Below are 19,800 nucleotides of genomic sequence, written 5' to 3' on the forward strand. Positions count from 1 at the left end.
TGTGCGGATGCCGATGCAGCAGCCCCCTGATATAGCCAATCGGTGTTAAGCCCCCCTCGGCAACTGGTCGATAACTGACCAGATGTATGGCGCCGAGGGCGAAGATATGCGCATCGATCACTACGACCTCCAGGGGGAGGTGCAATACCTGCAGCAACAGGCGCAGTCCCGCAAGGTGCGCCGGCTCGGCCCCGTACCGGCTGCCAGCCAGGCGCAGTCCCCTGCCACGGCGCCGGCGGACTCGACGCCCGCTGCCGGCGGCAGCCAGCTCACCTTCACCCGCAGCAGCCTGCTGACGCTGCAGATGGCCAGCCGCACTGCTGCCGGCCCGGTGCCAGCGGCCCCCGCACCGGCCCCCGCCAAGCCTGCCGAGACCGGCAAGGGCGAACAGGATGGCATTCCCAACGACGGGCTCGACAACCGCCAGCGGCTCATCAAGCTGATGATCGAGGCGATGCTGGGCCACGAGATAGAGCTGCCGGACCCGATCAAACCGGCCGACCAGAGCGCGGAGGGAGTCCCCGTGCCGACGGGTGAGGGGACCCCGTCCGCCACCGAGCCGGATCAGCTGGTGGAGGTGACCGACAGTCTGCTGCAAAAAGAGCAGCTCAACGTGGTGGCGGCGGCGAACTTGCAGACCCAGGATGGTCAGACCCTGCAGCTGGATCTCGGTTTTGTGCTGGACTGGCGCCAGCTCGACATCAGTCAGCGCCGCACCACCCTCAATGCCCTCAAGGATCCGCTGGTGCTCAGCCTGGACGGCAAGATAGCCGGCCTGACCGACGCCCGGGTCAATTTCGACATCGATCAGGATGGCAAGGCGGACAGCCTGCCCGGCCTGAGTGAAGGGAGCGGCTTCGTGGCGCTGGATCGCAACGGCAACGGCACCATAGATGACGGTGGCGAGCTGTTTGGGGCCCGCTCTGGCAACGGTTTTGGTGAGCTGGCGACCCTGGATGAGGATGGCAACGGGGTGCTGGACGAGCGGGACAGCCAGTTCTCGGCGCTGCAGTTCTGGCAGCCGGAACAGTCCCCCATCGCCCTGGTGGAGCTGGGGATCGGCGCCATCCTGCTGCATCCTCTCGATACCCCCTTCAACCATCTGGGGGAAAGCTGCAATCAGGGGGTGTTGCGCCAGTCCGGTCTCTATGTGACCGAGCAGGGCAAGGGAGGCTGGGTGCAGCAGGTCGACCTGCGGGTCTGACCCCTGCACCCGCATGGCAAACCCGGTCGCTGACGCCGCGCGCCAGCGGGCGCTTCACCATCAGCGACCAGAATCCGACTCAGTTCAGCTCGGTGGGGTCGATGTCGAGGCTCCAGCGCACCCGCTTGGTCTCGGGCCACCCCTCCAGCTCCTTCACCGCCCAATCCAGCAACTGGGCCAGTGGCGCCCGGTTTGGCCCCTGCACCAGCAACTGCATGCGGAACTTGCCCGCCTTGCGCTCCATGAAGCCGCTGATGGGCCCCAGCACCTGAACATGGGGATAGCGGGCGCTGCGCAGGGTATCGGCGAGACGGCTGAGGAACAGCTGCACCTCGTCGCGGCCGTTGGCCTCGGCCCGAAACAGCCCCTGATAGCTGAACGGTGGCAGCCCCAGCAGGCGGCGCTCTTTCAGCGCCGTGTCGGCGAAGTGGCCATAGCCGTTCTGGGTCAGATCCTGCAGCAGGGCGTGCTCCGGATGGTGGCTCTGCAGCACCACCAACCCCGGCTTGCTGGCGCGGCCGGCGCGGCCCGCCACCTGGGTGTAGAGCTGGGCCAGCTTCTCGGCGGCGCGAAAATCGGCGCTGAACAGGGCGCCATCCACATCCAGCAGCCCCACCAACGTCACATCCGGGAAGTGGTGGCCCTTGGCCAGCATCTGGGTACCGATCAGGATCTTGTACTTGCCCGCCTTGATGTCGCCGAGGTGGGTTTCCAACTCCCCCTTGCGACGGGTGTTGTCCCGATCGATGCGCACCACCGGATATTGCGGGAACACGGTGCTAAGCAGCTGCTCCAGCTGTTCGGTGCCAACGCCGGAGCCGATTAGTTCGTTGCTGCCGCACTCGGGGCAGTGGTGGGGAAGGGGTCGGACGCTGTCGCAGTGGTGGCAGTGCAGCCGCCGCCCGGCCTGGTGCCAGGTGTACCAGGCGTCACAACGCTCGCAGGCGGCGCTCCAGCCGCATTGGTGGCAAATCAGAGCCGGGGCATAGCCACGACGGTTGAGAAACAGCATCACCTGGTTGCCCGCCGCCAGATGTTCCGCCATCAGCTGCTCCAGCTGAGGGGAGAGACCGGCCTGCAGCCGCACGTTCTTGATGTCCAGGATCACCTGACGAGCAGTCTGGGCGTTACCGGCGCGGCGAGTGAGCGTGAGGTGGTGATACTTGCCGCTGCGGGCGTTGTGCAATGTCTCCAGCGACGGGGTGGCCGAGCCGAGCAGGATGGGAATGCCGGCACGATGGGCCCGCATCACCGCCAGATCCCGCGCGTGGTAGCGAAAACCGTCCTGCTGCTTGAAGGAGCCGTCGTGCTCCTCGTCGATGATGATGATGCCGAGGTTGTGAAACGGGGTGAACACCGCGGAGCGGGTGCCGATCAGGATGGCGGCACCGCCGTCGCGGCAGGCGAGCCAGGCGTCGAGCCGCTCCCGATCGTTCATGGCGGAGTTCATCGCCACCACCGGCACGTTGAAGCGGCGCCGGAAGCGGTTGATGGTCTGCGGAGTGAGGCCGATCTCGGGTACCATCACCAGTGCCTGCTTGCCTGCCTTGAGCAGGGGCTCGAGGATGCTCAGGTAAACCTCGGTCTTGCCGGAGCCGGTGATGCCGTCCAGCAGGAAGGCGCCAAACTGGTCGCTCTGGCTGGTGACGGCGGAGACCGCCAGCGCCTGTTCGCCGTTGAGGCGCAGCCCCTCACCCGGCTCGAAGCGGGCAACCCAGTCGCCGTCATGGCTCGGTTCCAGCGAACGCTTCTCCAGCAGCCCCTTCTTCTCCAGCGCGGTGAGTGCGGCGCTCTGGATCTCCTCCTGCTTGAGGGCGGAGGGGGTCTGCGGCCCCTTGCGCAGCAGGGCGAGCGCCTGCTGCTGCTTGGCCGCTCGCTTGAGCTCGTTGAGATCGACCGCCATGCCGGCCTCGGTGGCGAACCAGAACTCCAGCTCTCGATAGGCGGCGGGCTCCCCCTTGCGCACCAGCACCGGCAGGGCGTGGGGCAGCACCTCCCCCAGCGGGTGCTGGTAGTAGCTGGCGCTCCAGTTCATCAGCGCCAGAATGTCGGGCCCCAGCACGGGAGCGCCATCAAGCACGCGTTTGATCGGCTTGAGCTTGTTGCGCGGCACCTGGCTGTCGGCCGGGTGATCCACCACCAGCCCGACCAGGGTTTGCGGGCCGAACGGGATCTCGACCCGGCAGCCGGGAGCAGGCAAAGGCAGGGGGGAGAGATAGTCAAAGTGACGGCGTAACGGCACCGGCACAGCCACACGAACCAGATCCAGCGTTTGGGAAGAATTCACCAGAGATTGCCTATTTTTTCTGCGAAGCCACTTGCCTGAACTCAGGCATTTCCTATATTATTCGCAGCCTTTGAAACTGTGTTCAACAATCGTGTGGTGTCCGACAGAAGATCGGATAGCGACACGGCCTGATAATTGAGGTTGTCCATGAAAGCTGGTATCCATCCTGACTACGTAGCCATCACCGCCAAGTGCTCTTGCGGTAACGTCATCAACACCTTCTCTACCCTGGGTAAAGATCTGAACCTGGACGTGTGCTCCGAGTGCCACCCGTTCTATACCGGCAAGCAGAAAGAAGTTTCTAGCGGCGGCCGCGTAGACAAGTTCAACAAGCGTTTCGGTGCGATGACCACCAAGAAGTAATTCTACTTCTGAAGAATTCTGAAAAAGGCGCCCAATGGGCGCCTTTTTTATTGGTCGGCGTTCTGTAACGGCCCGCTTTGCCCTATGGTGGGACTCTCCTCTCTCCCTTTGCGGGAGCAGAGGCGAAGATGAGGGGCGGTAACATGGGCAAGACAGGGAGTGTGCAGATGCGTGATTGTCTGGTGATGGGGGCGGCGGGCTACATAGGTTCTTACCTGGTGCCCCATCTGCAAGAACTGGGTTATCGGGTGATTGCCGGGGCGCGGCGCCCCTGCCGTCTGCCGCCCGGGGTGGAGTTTCGCCTTGCCGACAGCCTCAAGCCGATCACATTGCTGCCCGCCCTGGCCGGCATCGACACCGTCTTCTATCTGGTGCACGCCATGGGGGCGGGGGCCGACTTCCACCGGCTGGAGCAGCAGGGGGTGAAGAACTTCGCCGCCGCCGCCCGCGCCGCCGGGGTGCGTCGCATCATCTATCTGGGCGCGATCCAGCCTGAGCAGTGCAACAGCCGCCACCTCAACTCCCGCCGTTATTGCGGCGAGCTGTTTCGGGGCGCCGGCGTGCCGACGGTGGAGCTGCGCGCCGGCATCATAGTGGGGCCCGGCTCCGCGGCCTTCGAGGTGATGCGGGATCTGGTGTTCAACCTGCCGATGATGGTGACGCCCAAGTGGGTGCGCTCGCGTACGCCGCCCATTGGGCTTTCCAACCTGCTGCACTATCTGGGCGGACTGGTGGAGGCCGATGGGGTGGACGGCCAGATCTTCAATGCCGCCGGTCCCGAGCTGCTCAGCTATCAGCAGCAGTTGCAGAAGTTCGCCGCCCATATCGGCAAGCGCTGCCCCATCATCCCGCTGCCGTTTCTCAGCCCGCGCCTCTCCGCCTGGTGGCTGCAGTTTGTCACCTCGGTGCCACAGCCGGTGGCCAAGGCGCTGGTGGGTGGCCTCAAGCACGACATCCCGGCCGACGACGGCCCGCTGCGGGCCCTGCTGCCACAAACCCTGCTCAGCTTCGACGAGGCGCTGGCCGAGAGCCTCTCCCTGGAGCAGCAGCTGGGCGCCGAGCAGCAGGGGGAGGAGACCCCGCTCGGCCTGCGCTGGCGCCATCCCGAGTACGGTTTCTATGACCGCACCGCCAGCGGCGATGCCATCTGCCTCGCCTCGCCCGAGGTGGTGTGGCAGGTACTGCAGCAGCTGGGGGGCGAGCAGCGCTACTTCTACATGAATCAGCTGTGGGTGGTGCGCGAATGGATGGATCACCTGATCGGCGGCCCGGCGCTGACCCGCGGTCGCACCAACCCGGATCGCTTCGTGAAGGGGGACATGCTGGACTCCTGGCAGATCCTCGGAGTGGACGAGGGGCGCAGGCTGGATCTGCTGTTCAACATGCGGGCCCCCGGCGTGGGCCGGCTGGAGTTCAACATACTGCCGGAGGAGTCGGGGCTGACCCGGCTCAAGGTGACGGCCCACTGGCATCCACAGGGGGCCTGGGGACTGGCCTACTGGCTCGCCATGCTGCCGTTCCACCTCTTCATCTTCCAGGGCATGACGGAGGCGATCGCCAGACAGGCGGAGGCGAAAGCCGGCATTCCTGTGATGGGGTGAAACCATATCTATAACTAAATGGGTATTCGCGGTTGGCATGACATGCTAATTACTGGCTTGTCAGTGGCTGGGTGACGATACTTTCCTCTGTGAAAGCCCGATGGTTTTCTTTATGATCCCCAGCCCTCGCCCGTGGGCGAGCCAATGCACCACTCAATTCACTACCGTATCGGGGTCCCCCATGTCCGATCAGCGTCACGATCTTCGTCAACAAGCACTCGATTACCACGCCCAGCCCGTGCCGGGCAAAATCGCCATCGCCCTCACCAAGCCCGCCGAGACCGCCCGCGATCTGGCGCTGGCCTACAGCCCGGGCGTCGCCGAGCCGGTGCGCGAGATCGCCGCCAACCCGGCCGATGCCTACCGCTACACCGGCAAGGGCAACCTGGTGGCCGTCATCTCCAACGGCACCGCCATTCTGGGGCTGGGCAATCTGGGTCCACTGGCCTCCAAGCCGGTGATGGAGGGCAAGGCCCTGCTGTTCAAGCGCTTTGCCGGCATCGACGCCATCGACATCGAAGTGAAGCACGAGACCAGCGCGCAGTTCATCGACACGGTCGCCGCCATCGCCGACACCTTCGGCGGCATCAACCTGGAAGACATCAAGGCCCCCGAGTGCTTCGAGATCGAGCAGGCGCTGATCGAGCGCTGCGACATCCCGGTGTTCCACGATGATCAGCACGGTACCGCCATCGTCACCGCCGCCGGCCTGCTCAACGCGCTGGAAGTGCAGGGCAAGCAGATTGGCGACAGCCGCATCGTCTGCATGGGCGCCGGGGCTGCCGCTACCGCTTGCATGGACCTGCTGATCAAGTGTGGCGCCAAGCCCCACAACATCTTCATGCTGGATCGTCAGGGCGTCATCCACAGCGCTCGCACCGATCTGAACCAGTACAAGCAGCGCTTCGCCAATGACACCCCCCTGCGCACCCTGATGGAGGTGATCGACGGGGCGGACGTGTTCGTCGGTGTCTCCGGCCCGGATGTGCTGCCCGCCGAGGCGGTGGCGCTGATGGCCCCCAACCCGGTGATCTTCGCCTGCTCCAACCCGGATCCCGAGATCAAGCCCGCACTGGCTCACGCAGTGCGCGGTGACCTCATCATGGGTACCGGTCGTTCCGACTATCCGAACCAGATCAACAACGTGCTCTGCTTCCCCTTCATCTTCCGCGGCGCCCTCGACGCTCGTGCCAGCCGCATCAACGATGCCATGAAGATCGCCGCGGTCGAGGCGATCCGTGGTCTGGCCAAAGAGCCGGTACCGGCCGAGGTGCTGACCGCCGCCGGCGTCAGCGAGCTGGCCTTCGGCAAGGACTACGTCATTCCCAAGCCGATGGATGCCCGTCTGCTGCCGCGCGTCGCCCGTGCCGTGGCACTGGCGGCGGTGGAGTCCGGGGTGGCCCGCATCGCCCTGCCGGCGGACTACATGCTGGGCTGAGCCAGGGCAAGCGCGCAGAAAACAGAAGGGGCCCCATGTCGGGGCCCCTTTTTATTACGGGAAGCTTGTTGGTCGATTACTTGGTCTTGGGAGCAACCTTGACGGCTGGCGCCTTGGCGTGGGCAGCCTTGTGGTGTTTTTTCACGACCTTGGTCTGGGTAGCCTGGGGAGCGGCAGCCTTGGTCGGGGTGGCAGCCATGGTGAAGCCGGAGGTCAGGGCGAAGACAGCAGCCAGGCTCAGGGGGATCAGCTTGTTCATATTCCAGTTCCTCATTCGGGTTGATGACATGGAGCGTTTCTCCATGACTTCATCCTAGGGCTGTTCGACCTGCGGTTCAGTGAGTGACTGGTGACGGTTTGTATCCAAATGTACAGGCAGCATCAGGCAGAAACGGGCACCGCTGCTGCTTGGCAGCAGTTGCACCTCACCGCCGTGGTGGCGGGCGATGCTGCGCACGATGGCCAGCCCCAGCCCGGCACCGCCGGTGCGTCGGTCGCGGCTCTGATCCAGCCGTACGAAGGGCTCGAAGATCTGCGGCGCCAGCGCGGGATCGATGCCGGCGCCGTCGTCGGCCACCTCCAGCAGATAGAGATCCTGCTGACGCGCCATGCTGAGGGTCACCCGGCCGGCGGCGTGGCGCAGGGCGTTGCCGATGAGGTTCTCCAGCGCCCGATCCAGCAGGCGCGTATCGCCGCGCCAAGGCAGGGCCATGGCCGGGCGCACGAAGTCGAGCCGCTTGTCCGGCCGCAGCGCCTGCCAGTCGGCGAGGCGGCTGCCGGCCCAGCTGCCGAGCTCCAGCTCGCTGCACTGCAGCGGCAGCTCGGGGCGATCGAGCCTGGCGTAGGTGAGCATCTCCTCGATGAGGGCGTCCAGCGCGCCGAGATCCCGCTCCAGCCCCTGCTGCTCCTCGGCCGAGGGTGCCGGATCCAGCATGGCGAGCCGGTAGCGCAGCCGCACCAGCGGGGTGCGCAGCTCGTGGGCGATGGCGTCGGTCAGCTGCTTGCGGCTGGCCAGCATGGCCTGCAGCTGCTCGGTCATCTGGTCGAAGGTGCGGCCGACCCGGCCCAGGCTGCTGCCGGGCGGCAAACGGGTGCGACAGGAGAGATCGCCGTCACCGACCCGGCGGGCGGTCTGTTCGAGCTGTTGCAGGCCGCGCCAGTGCGGGCGCAGCCAGAGCAGGATCGGCAGCCCCAGCGAGAGGCCGATGACCAGCAGCAGCCCCACATCGACCCAGTGCAGCTCGTGCAGGTAGGAGAGATAGGGGACTGGGCCGACGATCAGCACCTGATCTGTGCCCGGGATGCGCTGCAGGAAGGTGTCATCCTCCTCGACGATGACGATGTTGCCGGCCTCCAGAAAGGCCTGATCCTCGTTGGCCAGCGGCTGGTTGGCGAGGGCGCCGATCTGCAGCGGCAGGGTGAGCTGGCGGCTCTGCTCGGCCATGCGGGCGGGCCAGTGCTCCGGCGGCAAGCGGGCCAGCTCGCCGGTGAGCAGGCCGAGGGAGCCCTGCATCATCCGCTCCAGATAGCGATCTCCCGCCCGCTCGGCGGTGACCTGATAGACCATGCCGACCAGCAGGATGGCCAGGGTGAAACAGCCGATCAGCAGCAGATAGAACTGGATGAACAGGCGGCGCATGGGGGCTCTCCTCTTGCCTGGATTGCGTCTGGGCATTGCCTTGCTGCCCCCTCATCCCCAACCCTTCTCCCGCAAGGGGAGAAGGGAGCAGAGAGCATCAAGGTCATTCGGCGGGGCTTATTCCCAGGCCTGGGGCACCAGCAGGTAGCCTTTCTGGCGTACCGTCTTGATGCGGGTCGGGTTGCTGGTGTCGTCCCCCAGCTTGCGGCGCAGGCGGGAGATGGCCACGTCCATGCTGCGATCCTGGCCGTCGTAGTCGCGACCGCGCAGGCTGCGAAACAGCGCCTCCCGTCCCAGGATCTGGCCGGCGTGGCAGGCCAGCTCCCACAGGAGATCGAAATCGGCGGTGGAGAGCGGAATGCTGTCGCCGTCGAGGCGCACGTCCCGGCCCGGCCCGTCGATCTGCAGCCGGCCAAACTGCAGGCGCTGGGGAGGCGTGCTGGCGACCACGGGTTGCGGGGCCTGTTGCCCCTGCTGGCGGAACTGGACCCGCAGCCGGGCCAGCAGCACAGGGGGCGGCGTGGTCTTGAGGATGTAGTCGTTGGCGCCCAGCTCCAGGCTCAGGATCTGGTTCATGTCGCTGTCCAGCGAAGTGAGCATGACGATGGGGCCGGCAAAGCGCGGGCGCAGATCCCGGCACAGGGAGAGACCATCCTGACCCGGCAGCATGATGTCGAGCAGCACCAGGTCCGGCTGCTCGGCCTCGACCCTGGCCAGCGCCCGATCGCCCCTCGGCTCCAGCAGCACTTCCATGTCGTGGCGGGCCAGCCAGCTGCTGATGAGCTGGCCTATCTCGGGATCATCTTCAACAAAAAGAATGCGTTGCATGGTGGCATGACACCCAGACTGTGGCGCGGATGCGCGTGCCGCCAGCATAGCGGCTCCGGCCGCCCCATGCACAGGGTTAAATAATCAAACAGGGCCCGCGGGCCCTGTCTTGTTTTGCTGGTCGAGTGGGAGCTGCCTCCCCTGTGACATCAGCTCGCCTTACGTTTGAGATAGACGCCGGCTTCCATATGGTGAGTCCAGGGGAACTGATCGAACAGGGCGAAGCGGGCGATTTCGTGGGTTTCGCCGAGCACCGCCATGTTGGCCTGCAGGGTCTCTGGGTTGCAGGAGATGTAGAGGATGTTGTCGTAATCCTGCACCAGCTTGACGGTGGCGTCGTCGAGGCCGGCCCGGGGCGGGTCGACGAAGATGGTGTTGCACTGGTAGGCGCCCAGATCCACCCCCTTGAGGCGGTTGAACTCCCGCTCACCGCGCATCGCCATGGTGAACTCCTCGGCTGACATGCGCAGGATGATCAGGTTGTCGACGCCGTTGGCGGCGATGTTGAACTGGGCGGAGTCCACGCTCGGCTTGGCGATCTCGGTGGCCAGCACCTTGCGGAAGTTCTGCGCCAGGGCGATGGAGAAGTTGCCGTTGCCGCAGTAGAGCTCCAGCAGGTCGCCCTCGCTCCCCTTGGTCACGTCCAGCGCCCAGCCCAGCATCTGTTCGTTGATGGCGGCGTTGGGCTGGGTGAAGCTGTTTTCCACCTGCTTGTAGACCAGCTCGCGGCCCTGCACATTCAACCGTTCGATGACGAACTCCTCCCCCAGGCAGATCTTCTGCTTGTGGGCCCGGCCAATCAGCTGCAGCTCGAATCCCTTGGCCCGCAGGTCGGCCTGCAGCGCTTCGGCGGCCTGCTGCCACTCGCTCTCCAGCTTGCGATGGTAGAGCAGGCTGATGCAGATCTGGCCTGACTGGGTCGAGAGGTAGTCGATCTGGAACAGCTTGCGGCGCAGCACGGGGTGCGGGCGCAGCCCCTCCAGCAGCATCGGCATCAGCTGGTTGATGAGGCGGCTGGCGGTGGGGAACTGGTCGACCCGGATGATCTCCTTGGTGGCCGGTGCATACATGCAGTGGTACAGGTCGTCACCGTCGTGCCAGATGCGAAACTCGGCGCGCATCCGGTAGTGTTCGGCGGGGGAGGCGTGCACTTCCAGCGCAGGCAGGGTGAAGTCGGCAAACAACCCGCAGAGGCGCTCGCGCTTCTCGTCGAGCTGGGCCTGATAGTCGGCCGGGGTTCGAAGGGGCGCCGGATCGGCGGAAACCTGCTGGGATTGGGTCATGATTTACCTCACATGCACACCGGTCTGGCCGGGTCGAAATCGGGGGAAGCCTGCAGCCACCCAAAGGGGCCCGATTTTAAAAGGCCGCCGCAGATTGTCCAGTATTTTGTGGTCAAGAAGTGTGCAGTCAGGCCGATAGCTGATCTACAGGCATGGTGGGAGGACACATTATGCAGATCGACGGAGTGGGCGCGGCCCAACCCAAGGGAGTGGGTGTTGCTCCCAAATCGCCCCAGCAGGCGGACTCGAAGCCGGTAAACAACGAGGACGAAGTCTCGTTGCACAAGGCGCCGAAATGGGCGCAGGTGCTGGTGCAGCAGGCGCTGCAGTTCGCGCTGGAGATCAATGGCCAGGGTTACAAGGCGCCCAAGGCGCAGGATCAGCCGGAGGCGGTGACCCCGGATACCCTGTTCGACTTCCAGTCGGTGGCCGACAACGTACTGCAGTTTGTCACCGGGCGGCTGGGGGCTGCCCGGGCCGACGGCAAGTCGGACGACAGCCTGACCGGCATGATGGAGCAGGCCCGCAAGGGGGTGGACAAGGGCTTTGGCGACGCCAGGAAGCAGCTCGGCGACTGGGCGGACAATTCCGACATCAAGACTGGCATGGATCAGAGCTACAAGCTGATCCAGGAGGGGCTCGATCAGTTCGAGAAGGAGTTCTTCGGCAAGGTCTCCACTACCGACATGGGCCAGGCCGAGATGGCCAGCCGCCAGCAGGGCTCGCTGGAGATCCAGACCAAGGATGGCGACAAGGTGGTGCTGCGCTTCAACGACAGCTGGCAGACCAAGTCCCAGAAGGATGACAGCGGCAGCCAGTTCAGCCTCAAGTCGAGTCAGAGCTTCAGCTTCTCGCTGGAGGGCAACCTGAGCAGCGAGGAGATGGACTCCATCGGCAAGCTGGTCAAGGGGATCGACGATCTGGCCGGCAACTTCTTCTCCGGCAATTTCGACGACCTGTTGAAGAAGGCGGGCGAGCTGAAGCTGGATGACAGCCAGCTGGCCTCCTATTCGCTCAAACTCAAGCAGAGCCTCAAGCTGAGCCAGACCTATCAGGGGGCGCACTCCCTGCAGGAGATGCTCAAGCCGCTGGCCGACTACCTGCCCAAGCTGGATCAGGTGCAGCAGCAGGCGGATACCCTGCTGCCGGCATCCCAGCAGCAGGCGCTGACACCGGCGGTGCTGGCAGCTCGTGGCCAGAGCGATCCGGCCCAGGTGGGCAGCTTCACCAGCTTCAACCAGCGGATGCTGGATGCGCTGCGGATGATCGGCCAGTTCCAGCCGGCGACGGATGCCAGCAGCAAGAGCGTCTGAACCGTTTCGAATCGAGGACCATGACCGGCCGTTTGCCAGCTCCTGCGGGGGCTGGCAAACTGGCCTTTTTCCCGATCCGGCCAGCCCATGAACCCGAAAAAGCCCAGAGACAAGCGCGAGCTTTGCTACCCCTTCATCTTCGAAACCCAGTTCCAGTGTGACTACGAGATCGCCACCGACGAGCTCTGCTGCCAGGTGGGCGCCGTGTTGTCACACCTGGCTCAGGAGGCCGAGATTGCGCCCATGCAGGCGGATCTCGCGGCGCTGCAGCGGCTTATCTACAACCTCAACGGCTCGGTGCGCGGGAGGCTCGGCATCTTCGAGGAGGATCTGGCGTGGCTGAAGGGGCGTTACGATCACTACAACGAGGCGAGCCGCGGCCGGGTCACCGGTTTCGTGCTGCCGCAAGGGCCGCAGCCGATCCCGACCCTGCATCTGTGCCGCTGCGGCAGCAAGAAGGTGGTACGGCTGCTGGTGCGGCTGGAGGAGAGCGGGGTGCGCTTCGACCTCATTCTCTATCGGTTCGCCAACCTGCTGGCCAACTTCTTCTTCGTGCTGACCGTCTACCTCAAGCAGCTGTGGCAGGTGGACGAGGTGCCCTACGTCAGCATCAACTACTGAATACGGCCAAAAAAGCTTTTGTTTTTCATGAAGATCAAACACGATCATCCCATTTGTCGGTCACCGGGATGGTTCCGGTAGCGCAGTGGGGAAGGTCATGACCATGCTTCATCTCAGTGGCAGTTCGTTCTTGATGCCGGGCAATCTCGCCTGGCGACCCCTGGCTGAATACGGCGAAGTGCAGGTGGCCCCCCACGGCCAGTGGTTGCAGACCCTGATGCACCAGAGCGCCGAGGCTGCGGCCGGGACCCACATCATCATCTGGCTGTGGGAAGATCTGGTGCCAGCCAGGACCCTGCAGGAGTGGGGCCGTCTGGCGCAGGATGAGCAGCAGCTGGCGGTCGCCGCCTTTGTCGACGCGCTCTGCCAGCCTCTGTTGCAGCATCTGCAGCGCCGCCCGCAGGATCATCTGCTGGTGGGGGCCTGCAGCCATGCCCCGCTCTGTGTCTATGGCCCGGCCCCTGCCGTGCTCGCCGCGCTGGCCAGTGCGTTCGAGCAGCAGATGGTTCGCCTGCGCCTGCAGCAACCCGGTTTGGATGACTTGCACCTGCCGCTCTGGCTGCAACAGCATGGCCGCCAGCACTGCTTCGATCGGCGCAACCTCTATCTGATGTCCTGCCCCTTCTCCATGGCCGGTCTGGCCAGCCTGGCGCAGTGGATTCTCCCCTTGCTGCAGCGGTTGCAGCAACCCGCCCACAAGGTGCTGGTGCTCGACTGCGACAATACCCTGTGGGGCGGCGTGGTCGGCGAAGACGGTGTCGGCGGCGTTCTGCTGGGGCAGGACGGCATGGGCCGGCTCTACCAGGCCTTTCAGCAGGCAGCCAGCCACTGGCACGGGCAGGGCATAGTGCTGGCGCTCTGCTCCAAGAATCTGGCGGACGATGTGTGGCGGCTGTTTGACGAGCATCCGGGCATGGTGCTGACACGGGCGCAGATCGCCGCTGCCGAAATTGGCTGGGAGCCAAAATCCCAGGGGCTGCGGCGGCTGGCCATGCGCCTCAATGTCGGGCTGGACAGCCTGGTATTCTGGGATGACAGCGAGCTGGAGCGGGCCGAGGTGCAGGCCAACTGCCCCGAGGTGATGGTGATGACCCCGCCGGCCGATCTCTGGAGCTGGCCGGATGCCCTGCTGACGCTGCCGGCCCTGTGCAGTCGCCACCAGAGCCGGGATGACGGCCTGCGGCAGCTCTCTTATCAGGCCCAGGCCGAGGCCGAAGTGGTGCGCCGGCAACTGGGCGACGAGCATGCCTTCCTGCGGCAATTGGCGCTGCAGGCCGACTGGCAGCCGCTCTCCCCGGGTCACCAGTTGCGAGCCGAACAGCTCAGCCAGAAGACCAATCAGTTCAACCTCTCCGGCCGCCGCTATCAGGCGGCGGAGCTGGTCCGGCTGGTCAGTGAGGGGGGCGACGTCTGGCTGGCCAGCCTGCGAGACCGATTCGCCGATCACGGCATGACGGCGCTGCTGGTGGTGCGCCCGCTCGACGAGGGCAGGGCGCTGCTGGATACCCTGGCCATCAGCTGCCGGGTGCTGGGGCGCGGCTTTGAATACTGGCTGCTGGCGCAACTGGCAAACCATCTGCGGGCGCAAGGCGTGACAGAGCTGGTCATCAGCCTGATTGCCACCACCCGCAACCAGCCGGCGCGGGATTTTCTGGCGAGCCTGCCCACCCGGCCGATAACCACTCCAGCGGGGTTGCTGCCGCTGGCGGACGAGCTGTTCCTCAGTCTGGATCTCTGCTCTCTTTCTCTCCCGTTTTTGGAGTTCTACGCCAATGAATGACCTTATCGCGCTGGCACACCAGCAGTTCCCCCAGGCCAGTATCAACGCACAGTCTGCCCTCGGCAGCTTTCCCGAGTGGGACTCTCTGGGTCACTTCAACCTGCTGCTGCTGGTCGAGCAGCACTATGCCGTGCGGTTCGAGCCGCAGGAGCTGGCCGAGTTGAAGAGCCTGGCCGACATCCAGCAAGCCCTGCAGAGCAAAGGGGTTGCCGTGTGAAACAGGCGCTCGAGCAGGCGCTGACCGAGCTGGGGATCCCCAGAGGCGGCGCCCTGATGGTGCACTCGGATGCCATGGTGGTGGCCCAGTTTGCCGGCATGGGCAACGCCGCAGGCATCGCGGCTTTCTGGACATGCCTGGAGCAGTGGCTGGGCGGGCACCTGCTGGTGCCGACCTTCAGTTACAGCCCGATGGCGGACGAGTGCTTCGACCCTGCGCAGACTCCGAGCAAGGTGGGCTTGATGACGGAGCTGTTCCGCCAGCGTGAAGGGGTAGTGCGCACGCGGGATCCCGTCTTCAGCATGGCGATCAGCGGCCCGCAGGGGCCTGCACTGGTGGCGCGGGAGTGTCACGACTGTTTCGGTCAGGAGAGCCCGTTCGGCTGGCTGGCGGAGCAGGACGGCTGGCTGCTGGGGCTGGGTTGCCACCCCGACCGCATCACCTTCACCCACTACGTGGAGCAGCGGCTGGCTGTCTCTTATCGCTATCACAAGATGTTTGCTGGCCGGGTGCGCGTCGATGGCCGCGTGCGGGAGTGGCTGGCGGATTACTATGTGCGCGACCTGTCGCTGGCCAGCGAAATCGACCTCTCCCGGCTGGTGGCCCTGTTGCAGCAGCGGGGCGCCTGGCGCCAGACGCTGTGCCAGCGGGTGCCGGTCTGGGCGGTGTCGTGCCGCGACTTTATCTTGGCTGCCGGCGAATTGCTGGCGGCGGCCCCATACGCCCTGATCCGGGCGGGAGGAGAACCCCATGCAGTTTGATCATATCGGACTGGTGGTGCCGGACCTGGCGAGCGGTGTGGCCTATTGCCGCGACGTGCTGGGGCTGAGCCGCTTCTCGGCGGCGGTGGAAGATCCGCTGCAACGGGTCTGGGTGCAGTTCGTGCATGACGACCATGGCCTCTGCTACGAGCTGGTCGCCCCGGCCGGCGAGGAGAGCCCGGTCGCCCAGGTGCTCAAGACCCGGCGCAACGTCATCAACCACCTTGCCTATCGGGTGAGCAGCCTGCAGGAGAGCGCTGAACGGCTGCGCGCACGGCGCCACCTGCCCCTCGGGCCCAGCCAGCCGGCCATCGCGTTTGGCGGCGCCCACGTCCAGTTTTTCCTGAGCCCGCTTGGCCACATTGTCGAATTGATCGAGGCACCCACCCCATGAGTTTTTCACCCAAGAGCGGCTATCTGCCCACCGACTGGGACGACCAAGCACAGATCGGTGAACAGCTGCATCGGCTGCTTACCCTGCAATTTCCACTCAACCGCAGCCTGACCGGGGACGGGGTACGGCAGTCGCTGGCCCTGTGGCGCGAGCACTGCCTGCCCGAGCTGCAGATTCATGAAGTAGCCAGCGGTACCGAGTGCTTCGACTGGACCGTGCCTGACGAGTGGAACGTGCGGGAGGCCTACATAGTGGGGCCGGATGGACGCAGGGTGGTGGACTTCCAGGATCACAACCTGCATCTGGTTGGTTACTCGGAGCCGGTGCGCTGCACCCTCTCGCTGGCCGAGTTGCAGCCCCATCTTCACTCTCTGCCCGAGCAGCCAGACGCCATTCCCTATGTGACCTCCTACTACAAGCGCCGCTGGGGCTTCTGTCTGCCCCATCGGCTGCGTGAGGCGCTGCCGGAGGGGGAATATCAGGTGGTGATCGATGCCACCCTGGCACCGGGCTCGCTCACCTATGGCGACTGGGTGCTGCCGGGGGAGAGCAAGCAGGAGATCCTGCTGTCGAGCTACACCTGCCACCCCTCCATGGCCAACAACGAGCTCTCCGGCCCCTGTGTCGGCGTCTTTCTGATGGCCTGGCTGGCGTCACTGCCCACACGCCGCTACAGCTACCGGCTGATGCTGGTGCCTGAAACCCTGGGGGCCATCGTCTATCTCTCCCGCCATCTGGACCAGCTCAAGCAGCGCACTCTGGCCGGCTTCAATCTGACCTGCCTTGGCGATGATCGTGGCTACTCCTTCCTGCCCTCACGCCAAGGCAACACGCTGGCGGATCGCATTGGTCGCCATGTGCTCGGTCATCTTGCGCCGGGCTACAAAGCCTACAGCTTCCTGGAGCGGGGCTCCAACGAGCGGCAGCTGTGTGCGCCCGGCATCGATCTGCCGGTCACCTCGGTGATGCGCAGCCGATACGGCTGTTATGCCGAGTACCACACCTCGCTCGATGACCTCTCACTGGTGACGCCGGCCGGTCTGACTGGCGGCTTCATGGCGCTGCGCCGGGCCATCGAGTGTCTGGAGCGGGACGAGCGCTGCGAGATCACCGTGCTGGGCGAACCCCAGCTCGGCAAGCGGGGGCTCTATCCGGATTTGTCGACCCGCTATTCGGGCTGGCAGGTGCGGGAGATGATGAATCTGCTGGCCTACAGCGACGGCAAGCTGACCCTGTTCGAGATCGCCGAGACCATTGGGGCGCCGTTCTGGCGGGTGGAGCCGCTGGCGCGGATGTTGCTGGATGCCGGGCTGCTGCGTCGTCTCAGCCCGCAACCAGACTACTCGATCACTAGATAGGCTGGCTCTGGGTAATCACCAGCTCGGCCGCGGGCAGCGGACTGGCGTGCAGCAACTCGCTGAAGGTCTGACGGCGTGACAGCTACTGCTCGGAGGCGTTGGAAATGGCCTTGATCATCAATGGTTTCCTGTGGTGGTGTCGCCGGCCGGGGTCGACAGGCAGTGCACCACTTCATATTCGAGGTAGTCGGCCAGTCCCAGCCAGTCCTGGCGCTCCTGGCACTGCAGCAGGGCGGCTACCAGCCCGGGCGGCATGTTGCCCTGCTCGGTAAGCACCTCTTGCAGCAGTTCCGGCAATGCCTGACTCGCGGCGACCGACTGCCCCAGCCGAAACTGGTGCGCCAGGGCGGTAATGCGGGTGATCTGGCCGTTTTTCATTGCACGTACTCCGGGTGATAGCGGCAGCCGGCGATCTCCGCCCCTTCCCGGCTGCAGTTCCAGAACTGCACCTCGGGGTGGCGCGCTATGTAGCGCTCTAGCTCGGTGCGGTAGGCGGAAAAGTTCGGATTGGTCTTGACCCGCCGGCCATGGCCGTCGAGGGCCCAGCTGAGTGCCAGCGCGGCGCTGGGGCCGAGGGCACCGTCGGCCCAGCCCGAGTGGGTGAGCTCGCCGGGAAAGGCGAAGTCGGTGCCCAGCAGGATGACCTGGCGGCAACCCATCTGCACGGCGAGATCCACGGCGGGATGAATGACGCTGCCGCCCGAGTGCAGCACGCCCTTGGGGAGCGTCTGCCGCAGCTGCTGATACATGGGGCTGCGGGAGTAGGCGGTCTTGCGCGGCCCCTGCCAGGCCAGCAGGGCTGCCGTGGGAACCGTGGGGTAGTAGACCAGGGTGGTCTGGGCCGACTGGGCGGCGGGCAGCCGGTTGCCGTCGATGGCGTCATCTATGGTGACGACGATGTCGGGCCGGATGCCGTGGCCAAGCAAAAACGCCAGCGCGGTATCGACACTGATCAGCAGGTAGTCCTGCCGACGGCGCTGCAACTGGGCCTGCAAGGTGGCCAGGTTGTGCTGCAGGGTCGGGCCGCTCGCCACGATCAGGGCCTGCTTGCCCTGAGCCAGACCAAACAGGGACGCCACATCGCCGTCGCCGGCCAGCAGATCGCGGTTTTCGGCCAGCCGCCTAGTGACGTCGGGGTGCTCGGCATCGAACCTGGCCCGGGCGAACGGCAAGTCTATTTCACTCACCAGCCGGTCGCGGATGCGGGCGGCGGCATCTTCCACTAGCAACAGTTCGGGCGGCAGGGCGAAGAAGGGCAGTCGCACCTCCCCCTCGTCGCCGGCCATCATCAGCTCGACCCTAGGGTCAGTCAGCCAGTCCTGCTGGTCCAGCAGCCGCAGCACCAGGGCAAACAGGGCGCCATTCATGATCTTCACTTCCAGCCGCTTGAGGCTGTTGCGCCCCAGCAGGGCGCGCGGCAGATCGCCGAGCCCGGTGCCGTAGAGGTGCAGCACCGGCTGCTCGGGCAGGCTGGCGGCCTGCAGCTCGGCTTCCTTCACTCGATCGTGCCGGCTGGTGAGCTGGATGCCGTGGAGACTGAGGGTGGAGCCGAGCCCCTCGGTCAGCTCGGCCGGCAGGCTTTCCACGTCCTGTGCCAACAGGCGGGGCCAGAGGGCGGGCCAGCGCTGGCTGATGAGCCTGCCGTGCTGGTTGAAGAGATCATCACTCATCGTTGTCTATCCACTCCCAGCTCAGCGGTTGATTGGCACTCAGGTTGCGGTTGACCCGCTTGCCGATGAGCCGATCGTAATCGGCGGGGGGCAGGCCGAGGGCGGGGCGCACCGATTTGATGTGCGCTGCGGTGAGCTCCTCGCCAGCGGCCATCTCCTTGACCAGATAGAGGGAGCGGCGAAACGCGCGGTTGCCCTGTTCACTGGCGGTTAGCTGGTAATCGGCTACCCCGAGGGCGGCATGGGCGGTATTGACCGAGGCTACCAGCTCGGTGAGTTCGGCTGGTTCCATGGAGAAGGCGCAATCCGGCCCGCCATCGGCGCGGGCCAGGGTGAAGTGCTTCTCGATGAGGGTGGCCCCGAGCGCGGTGGCGGCGATGGCCGTGGCCGATCCCAGGGTGTGATCGGAGAGCCCCACCTCGACCCCGAAGCGCTGGCGCAACATGGGGATGGTGCGCAGGTTGTATTCGGCTGCCGGCGCCGGATAGCCGCTGACGCAGTGCAGCAGGGCCAGCTGGCCGTTGCCGTGCTTGAGCGCCATCTCGACCGCGGCGGCGATCTCGGCCTCGTTCGCCATGCCGGTGGACATGATGAGCGGCTTGCCGGTCTGGGCGGCGTAGCGGATGAGGGGAAGATCCACCAGCTCGAAGGAGGCGATCTTGTAGGCCGGGCAGTCGAGGGATTCCAGCAGATCCACCGCGCTGAAGTCGAACGGGCTGCTGAAGACCGTCAGCCCCAGCTCGCGCCCCTTGGCAAACAGGGCCTGATGCCACTCCCAGGGGGTGTGCGCCCACTGGTAGAGATCGTACAGGTTGTGGCCATCCCACAAGCCGCCATGGATCTGGAACTCGGGCCGGTCGCTGTTGAGGGTGATGGTGTCGGGCCGGTAGGTTTGTAGCTTGACCGCACTGGCCCCGGCCTCCTTGGCGGCGGTCATGATGGCCAGTGCGCGATCCAGGTTGCCGTTGTGGTTGGCCGACAGCTCGGCGATCACGTAGGGAGCCTGCGCCGGGCCGATGGATTGATGGGCGATCTGCATCTGT

At 65.3% G+C, this 19,800-nt stretch carries 19 protein-coding genes; 11 read left to right on the forward strand and 8 right to left on the reverse strand.

The genetic code is table 11. The features are described from left to right. Positions 1–82 precede the first annotated feature (82 nt). Positions 83–1,204: a hypothetical protein gene (locus PG899_RS04150; protein WP_179101421.1), complete on the forward strand. Its 1,122-nt coding sequence runs from the start codon at positions 83–85 to the stop codon at positions 1,202–1,204. Between the two features lie 79 nt (positions 1,205–1,283). On the opposite strand, the gene priA is transcribed toward PG899_RS04150, so the two are convergent. Continuing rightward, complete coding sequence (priA, locus tag PG899_RS04155; RefSeq protein ID WP_076362181.1) at positions 1,284–3,491, reverse strand: primosomal protein N'; 2,208 nt, start codon at positions 3,489–3,491, stop codon at positions 1,284–1,286. Between the two features lie 147 nt (positions 3,492–3,638). Between priA and rpmE the strand changes: the two genes are divergently transcribed. The 3 genes from rpmE to PG899_RS04170 all read left to right on the forward strand — a co-directional run bounded on the left by rpmE (position 3,639) and on the right by PG899_RS04170 (position 6,893). Beyond that, entirely contained in the window at positions 3,639–3,854 is a 216-nt protein-coding gene (gene rpmE / locus PG899_RS04160; protein WP_016352348.1) for a 50S ribosomal protein L31, read from the forward strand. A 167-nt stretch (positions 3,855–4,021) separates the two neighbouring features. Next, positions 4,022–5,455: a DUF2867 domain-containing protein gene (locus tag PG899_RS04165; RefSeq protein ID WP_179101422.1), complete on the forward strand. Its 1,434-nt coding sequence runs from the start codon at positions 4,022–4,024 to the stop codon at positions 5,453–5,455. 181 nt (positions 5,456–5,636) lie between these two features. Next, positions 5,637–6,893 carry a malic enzyme-like NAD(P)-binding protein gene (locus PG899_RS04170; protein ID WP_077096289.1) on the forward strand — a complete coding sequence of 419 codons (1,257 nt, stop codon included), beginning with the start codon at positions 5,637–5,639 and terminating at the stop codon, positions 6,891–6,893. Positions 6,894–6,969: 76 nt separating this feature from the next. On the opposite strand, the gene PG899_RS04175 is transcribed toward PG899_RS04170, so the two are convergent. From PG899_RS04175 to trmA, 4 genes are all read right to left on the reverse strand, one after another. Further along, positions 6,970–7,152 carry a hypothetical protein gene (locus PG899_RS04175; protein WP_010635722.1) on the reverse strand — a complete coding sequence of 61 codons (183 nt, stop codon included), beginning with the start codon at positions 7,150–7,152 and terminating at the stop codon, positions 6,970–6,972. Positions 7,153–7,206: 54 nt separating this feature from the next. After that, positions 7,207–8,532, reverse strand: coding sequence for a two-component system sensor histidine kinase RstB (gene rstB / locus PG899_RS04180; protein WP_017409702.1), 1,326 nt, complete (start codon positions 8,530–8,532; stop codon positions 7,207–7,209). A gap of 117 nt (positions 8,533–8,649) precedes the next feature. Next, entirely contained in the window at positions 8,650–9,360 is a 711-nt protein-coding gene (gene rstA, locus PG899_RS04185) for a two-component system response regulator RstA (protein ID WP_026140869.1), read from the reverse strand. Positions 9,361–9,509: 149 nt separating this feature from the next. Then, positions 9,510–10,643 carry a tRNA (uridine(54)-C5)-methyltransferase TrmA gene (trmA, locus tag PG899_RS04190; RefSeq protein ID WP_077096291.1) on the reverse strand — a complete coding sequence of 378 codons (1,134 nt, stop codon included), beginning with the start codon at positions 10,641–10,643 and terminating at the stop codon, positions 9,510–9,512. Positions 10,644–10,813: 170 nt separating this feature from the next. Here trmA and PG899_RS04195 point away from each other — a divergent pair, with 170 nt between their 5' ends. From PG899_RS04195 to PG899_RS04225, 7 genes are all read left to right on the forward strand, one after another. After that, on the forward strand, positions 10,814–11,956 hold the full coding sequence (locus PG899_RS04195; protein WP_077096292.1) for a DUF5610 domain-containing protein: 1,143 nt from the start codon (positions 10,814–10,816) through the stop codon (positions 11,954–11,956). Between the two features lie 87 nt (positions 11,957–12,043). Then, positions 12,044–12,577 (forward strand): ATP--cob(I)alamin adenosyltransferase, encoded by a 534-nt coding sequence (locus tag PG899_RS04200; protein ID WP_077096293.1) that lies wholly within the window; start codon positions 12,044–12,046, stop codon positions 12,575–12,577. 97 nt (positions 12,578–12,674) lie between these two features. Next, positions 12,675–14,357: an HAD-IIIC family phosphatase gene (locus tag PG899_RS04205; RefSeq protein WP_179101423.1), complete on the forward strand. Its 1,683-nt coding sequence runs from the start codon at positions 12,675–12,677 to the stop codon at positions 14,355–14,357. Next, positions 14,350–14,574 (forward strand): acyl carrier protein, encoded by a 225-nt coding sequence (locus PG899_RS04210; protein ID WP_005306755.1) that lies wholly within the window; start codon positions 14,350–14,352, stop codon positions 14,572–14,574. The genes PG899_RS04205 and PG899_RS04210 overlap by 8 nt, the downstream gene beginning before the upstream one ends. Next, a complete protein-coding gene (locus tag PG899_RS04215) occupies positions 14,571–15,335 on the forward strand; it encodes an AAC(3) family N-acetyltransferase (RefSeq protein WP_042879827.1) in 765 nt (254 codons plus the stop codon). Before PG899_RS04210 ends, PG899_RS04215 begins: the two co-directional genes overlap by 4 nt. Beyond that, positions 15,325–15,729: a VOC family protein gene (locus tag PG899_RS04220; protein ID WP_077096294.1), complete on the forward strand. Its 405-nt coding sequence runs from the start codon at positions 15,325–15,327 to the stop codon at positions 15,727–15,729. The genes PG899_RS04215 and PG899_RS04220 overlap by 11 nt, the downstream gene beginning before the upstream one ends. Next, positions 15,726–17,087: a DUF4910 domain-containing protein gene (locus PG899_RS04225; RefSeq protein ID WP_077096295.1), complete on the forward strand. Its 1,362-nt coding sequence runs from the start codon at positions 15,726–15,728 to the stop codon at positions 17,085–17,087. Before PG899_RS04220 ends, PG899_RS04225 begins: the two co-directional genes overlap by 4 nt. 117 nt (positions 17,088–17,204) lie before the next feature. Here PG899_RS04225 and PG899_RS04230 read toward each other — a convergent pair whose 3' ends face one another. From PG899_RS04230 to pseI, 3 genes are read right to left on the reverse strand one after another with little or no spacing between them, the layout of a single operon-like run. Beyond that, complete coding sequence (locus tag PG899_RS04230) at positions 17,205–17,465, reverse strand: hypothetical protein (protein WP_270697074.1); 261 nt, start codon at positions 17,463–17,465, stop codon at positions 17,205–17,207. Next, positions 17,462–18,757: a motility associated factor glycosyltransferase family protein gene (locus tag PG899_RS04235; RefSeq protein WP_077096297.1), complete on the reverse strand. Its 1,296-nt coding sequence runs from the start codon at positions 18,755–18,757 to the stop codon at positions 17,462–17,464. The genes PG899_RS04230 and PG899_RS04235 overlap by 4 nt, the downstream gene beginning before the upstream one ends. Next, entirely contained in the window at positions 18,750–19,796 is a 1,047-nt protein-coding gene (pseI, locus tag PG899_RS04240; protein WP_077096298.1) for a pseudaminic acid synthase, read from the reverse strand. The genes PG899_RS04235 and pseI overlap by 8 nt, the downstream gene beginning before the upstream one ends. Between the last annotated feature and the right edge of the window lie 4 nt (positions 19,797–19,800).

This window comes from Aeromonas sp. QDB39 (assembly GCF_027707585.1).
In the GTDB taxonomy this organism is placed as follows: domain Bacteria; phylum Pseudomonadota; class Gammaproteobacteria; order Enterobacterales; family Aeromonadaceae; genus Aeromonas; species Aeromonas hydrophila.

What these genes read in the sequence shown, in the direction of transcription:
- PG899_RS04150 (WP_179101421.1), top strand. Translation starts at nt 83, where the DNA reads ATGTATGGCGCCGAGGGCGAAGATATGCGCATCGATCACTACGACCTC.
- rpmE (WP_016352348.1), top strand. Translation starts at nt 3,639, where the DNA reads ATGAAAGCTGGTATCCATCCTGACTACGTAGCCATCACCGCCAAGTGC.
- PG899_RS04165 (WP_179101422.1), top strand. Translation starts at nt 4,022, where the DNA reads ATGCGTGATTGTCTGGTGATGGGGGCGGCGGGCTACATAGGTTCTTAC.
- PG899_RS04170 (WP_077096289.1), top strand. Translation starts at nt 5,637, where the DNA reads ATGTCCGATCAGCGTCACGATCTTCGTCAACAAGCACTCGATTACCAC.
- PG899_RS04175 (WP_010635722.1), bottom strand. Translation starts at nt 7,152, where the DNA reads ATGAACAAGCTGATCCCCCTGAGCCTGGCTGCTGTCTTCGCCCTGACC.
- rstB (WP_017409702.1), bottom strand. Translation starts at nt 8,532, where the DNA reads ATGCGCCGCCTGTTCATCCAGTTCTATCTGCTGCTGATCGGCTGTTTC.
- rstA (WP_026140869.1), bottom strand. Translation starts at nt 9,360, where the DNA reads ATGCAACGCATTCTTTTTGTTGAAGATGATCCCGAGATAGGCCAGCTC.
- trmA (WP_077096291.1), bottom strand. Translation starts at nt 10,643, where the DNA reads ATGACCCAATCCCAGCAGGTTTCCGCCGATCCGGCGCCCCTTCGAACC.
- PG899_RS04195 (WP_077096292.1), top strand. Translation starts at nt 10,814, where the DNA reads ATGCAGATCGACGGAGTGGGCGCGGCCCAACCCAAGGGAGTGGGTGTT.
- PG899_RS04200 (WP_077096293.1), top strand. Translation starts at nt 12,044, where the DNA reads ATGAACCCGAAAAAGCCCAGAGACAAGCGCGAGCTTTGCTACCCCTTC.
- PG899_RS04205 (WP_179101423.1), top strand. Translation starts at nt 12,675, where the DNA reads ATGACCATGCTTCATCTCAGTGGCAGTTCGTTCTTGATGCCGGGCAAT.
- PG899_RS04210 (WP_005306755.1), top strand. Translation starts at nt 14,350, where the DNA reads ATGAATGACCTTATCGCGCTGGCACACCAGCAGTTCCCCCAGGCCAGT.
- PG899_RS04220 (WP_077096294.1), top strand. Translation starts at nt 15,325, where the DNA reads ATGCAGTTTGATCATATCGGACTGGTGGTGCCGGACCTGGCGAGCGGT.
- PG899_RS04225 (WP_077096295.1), top strand. Translation starts at nt 15,726, where the DNA reads ATGAGTTTTTCACCCAAGAGCGGCTATCTGCCCACCGACTGGGACGAC.
- PG899_RS04230 (WP_270697074.1), bottom strand. Translation starts at nt 17,465, where the DNA reads ATGAAAAACGGCCAGATCACCCGCATTACCGCCCTGGCGCACCAGTTT.
- PG899_RS04235 (WP_077096297.1), bottom strand. Translation starts at nt 18,757, where the DNA reads ATGAGTGATGATCTCTTCAACCAGCACGGCAGGCTCATCAGCCAGCGC.
- pseI (WP_077096298.1), bottom strand. Translation starts at nt 19,796, where the DNA reads ATGCAGATCGCCCATCAATCCATCGGCCCGGCGCAGGCTCCCTACGTG.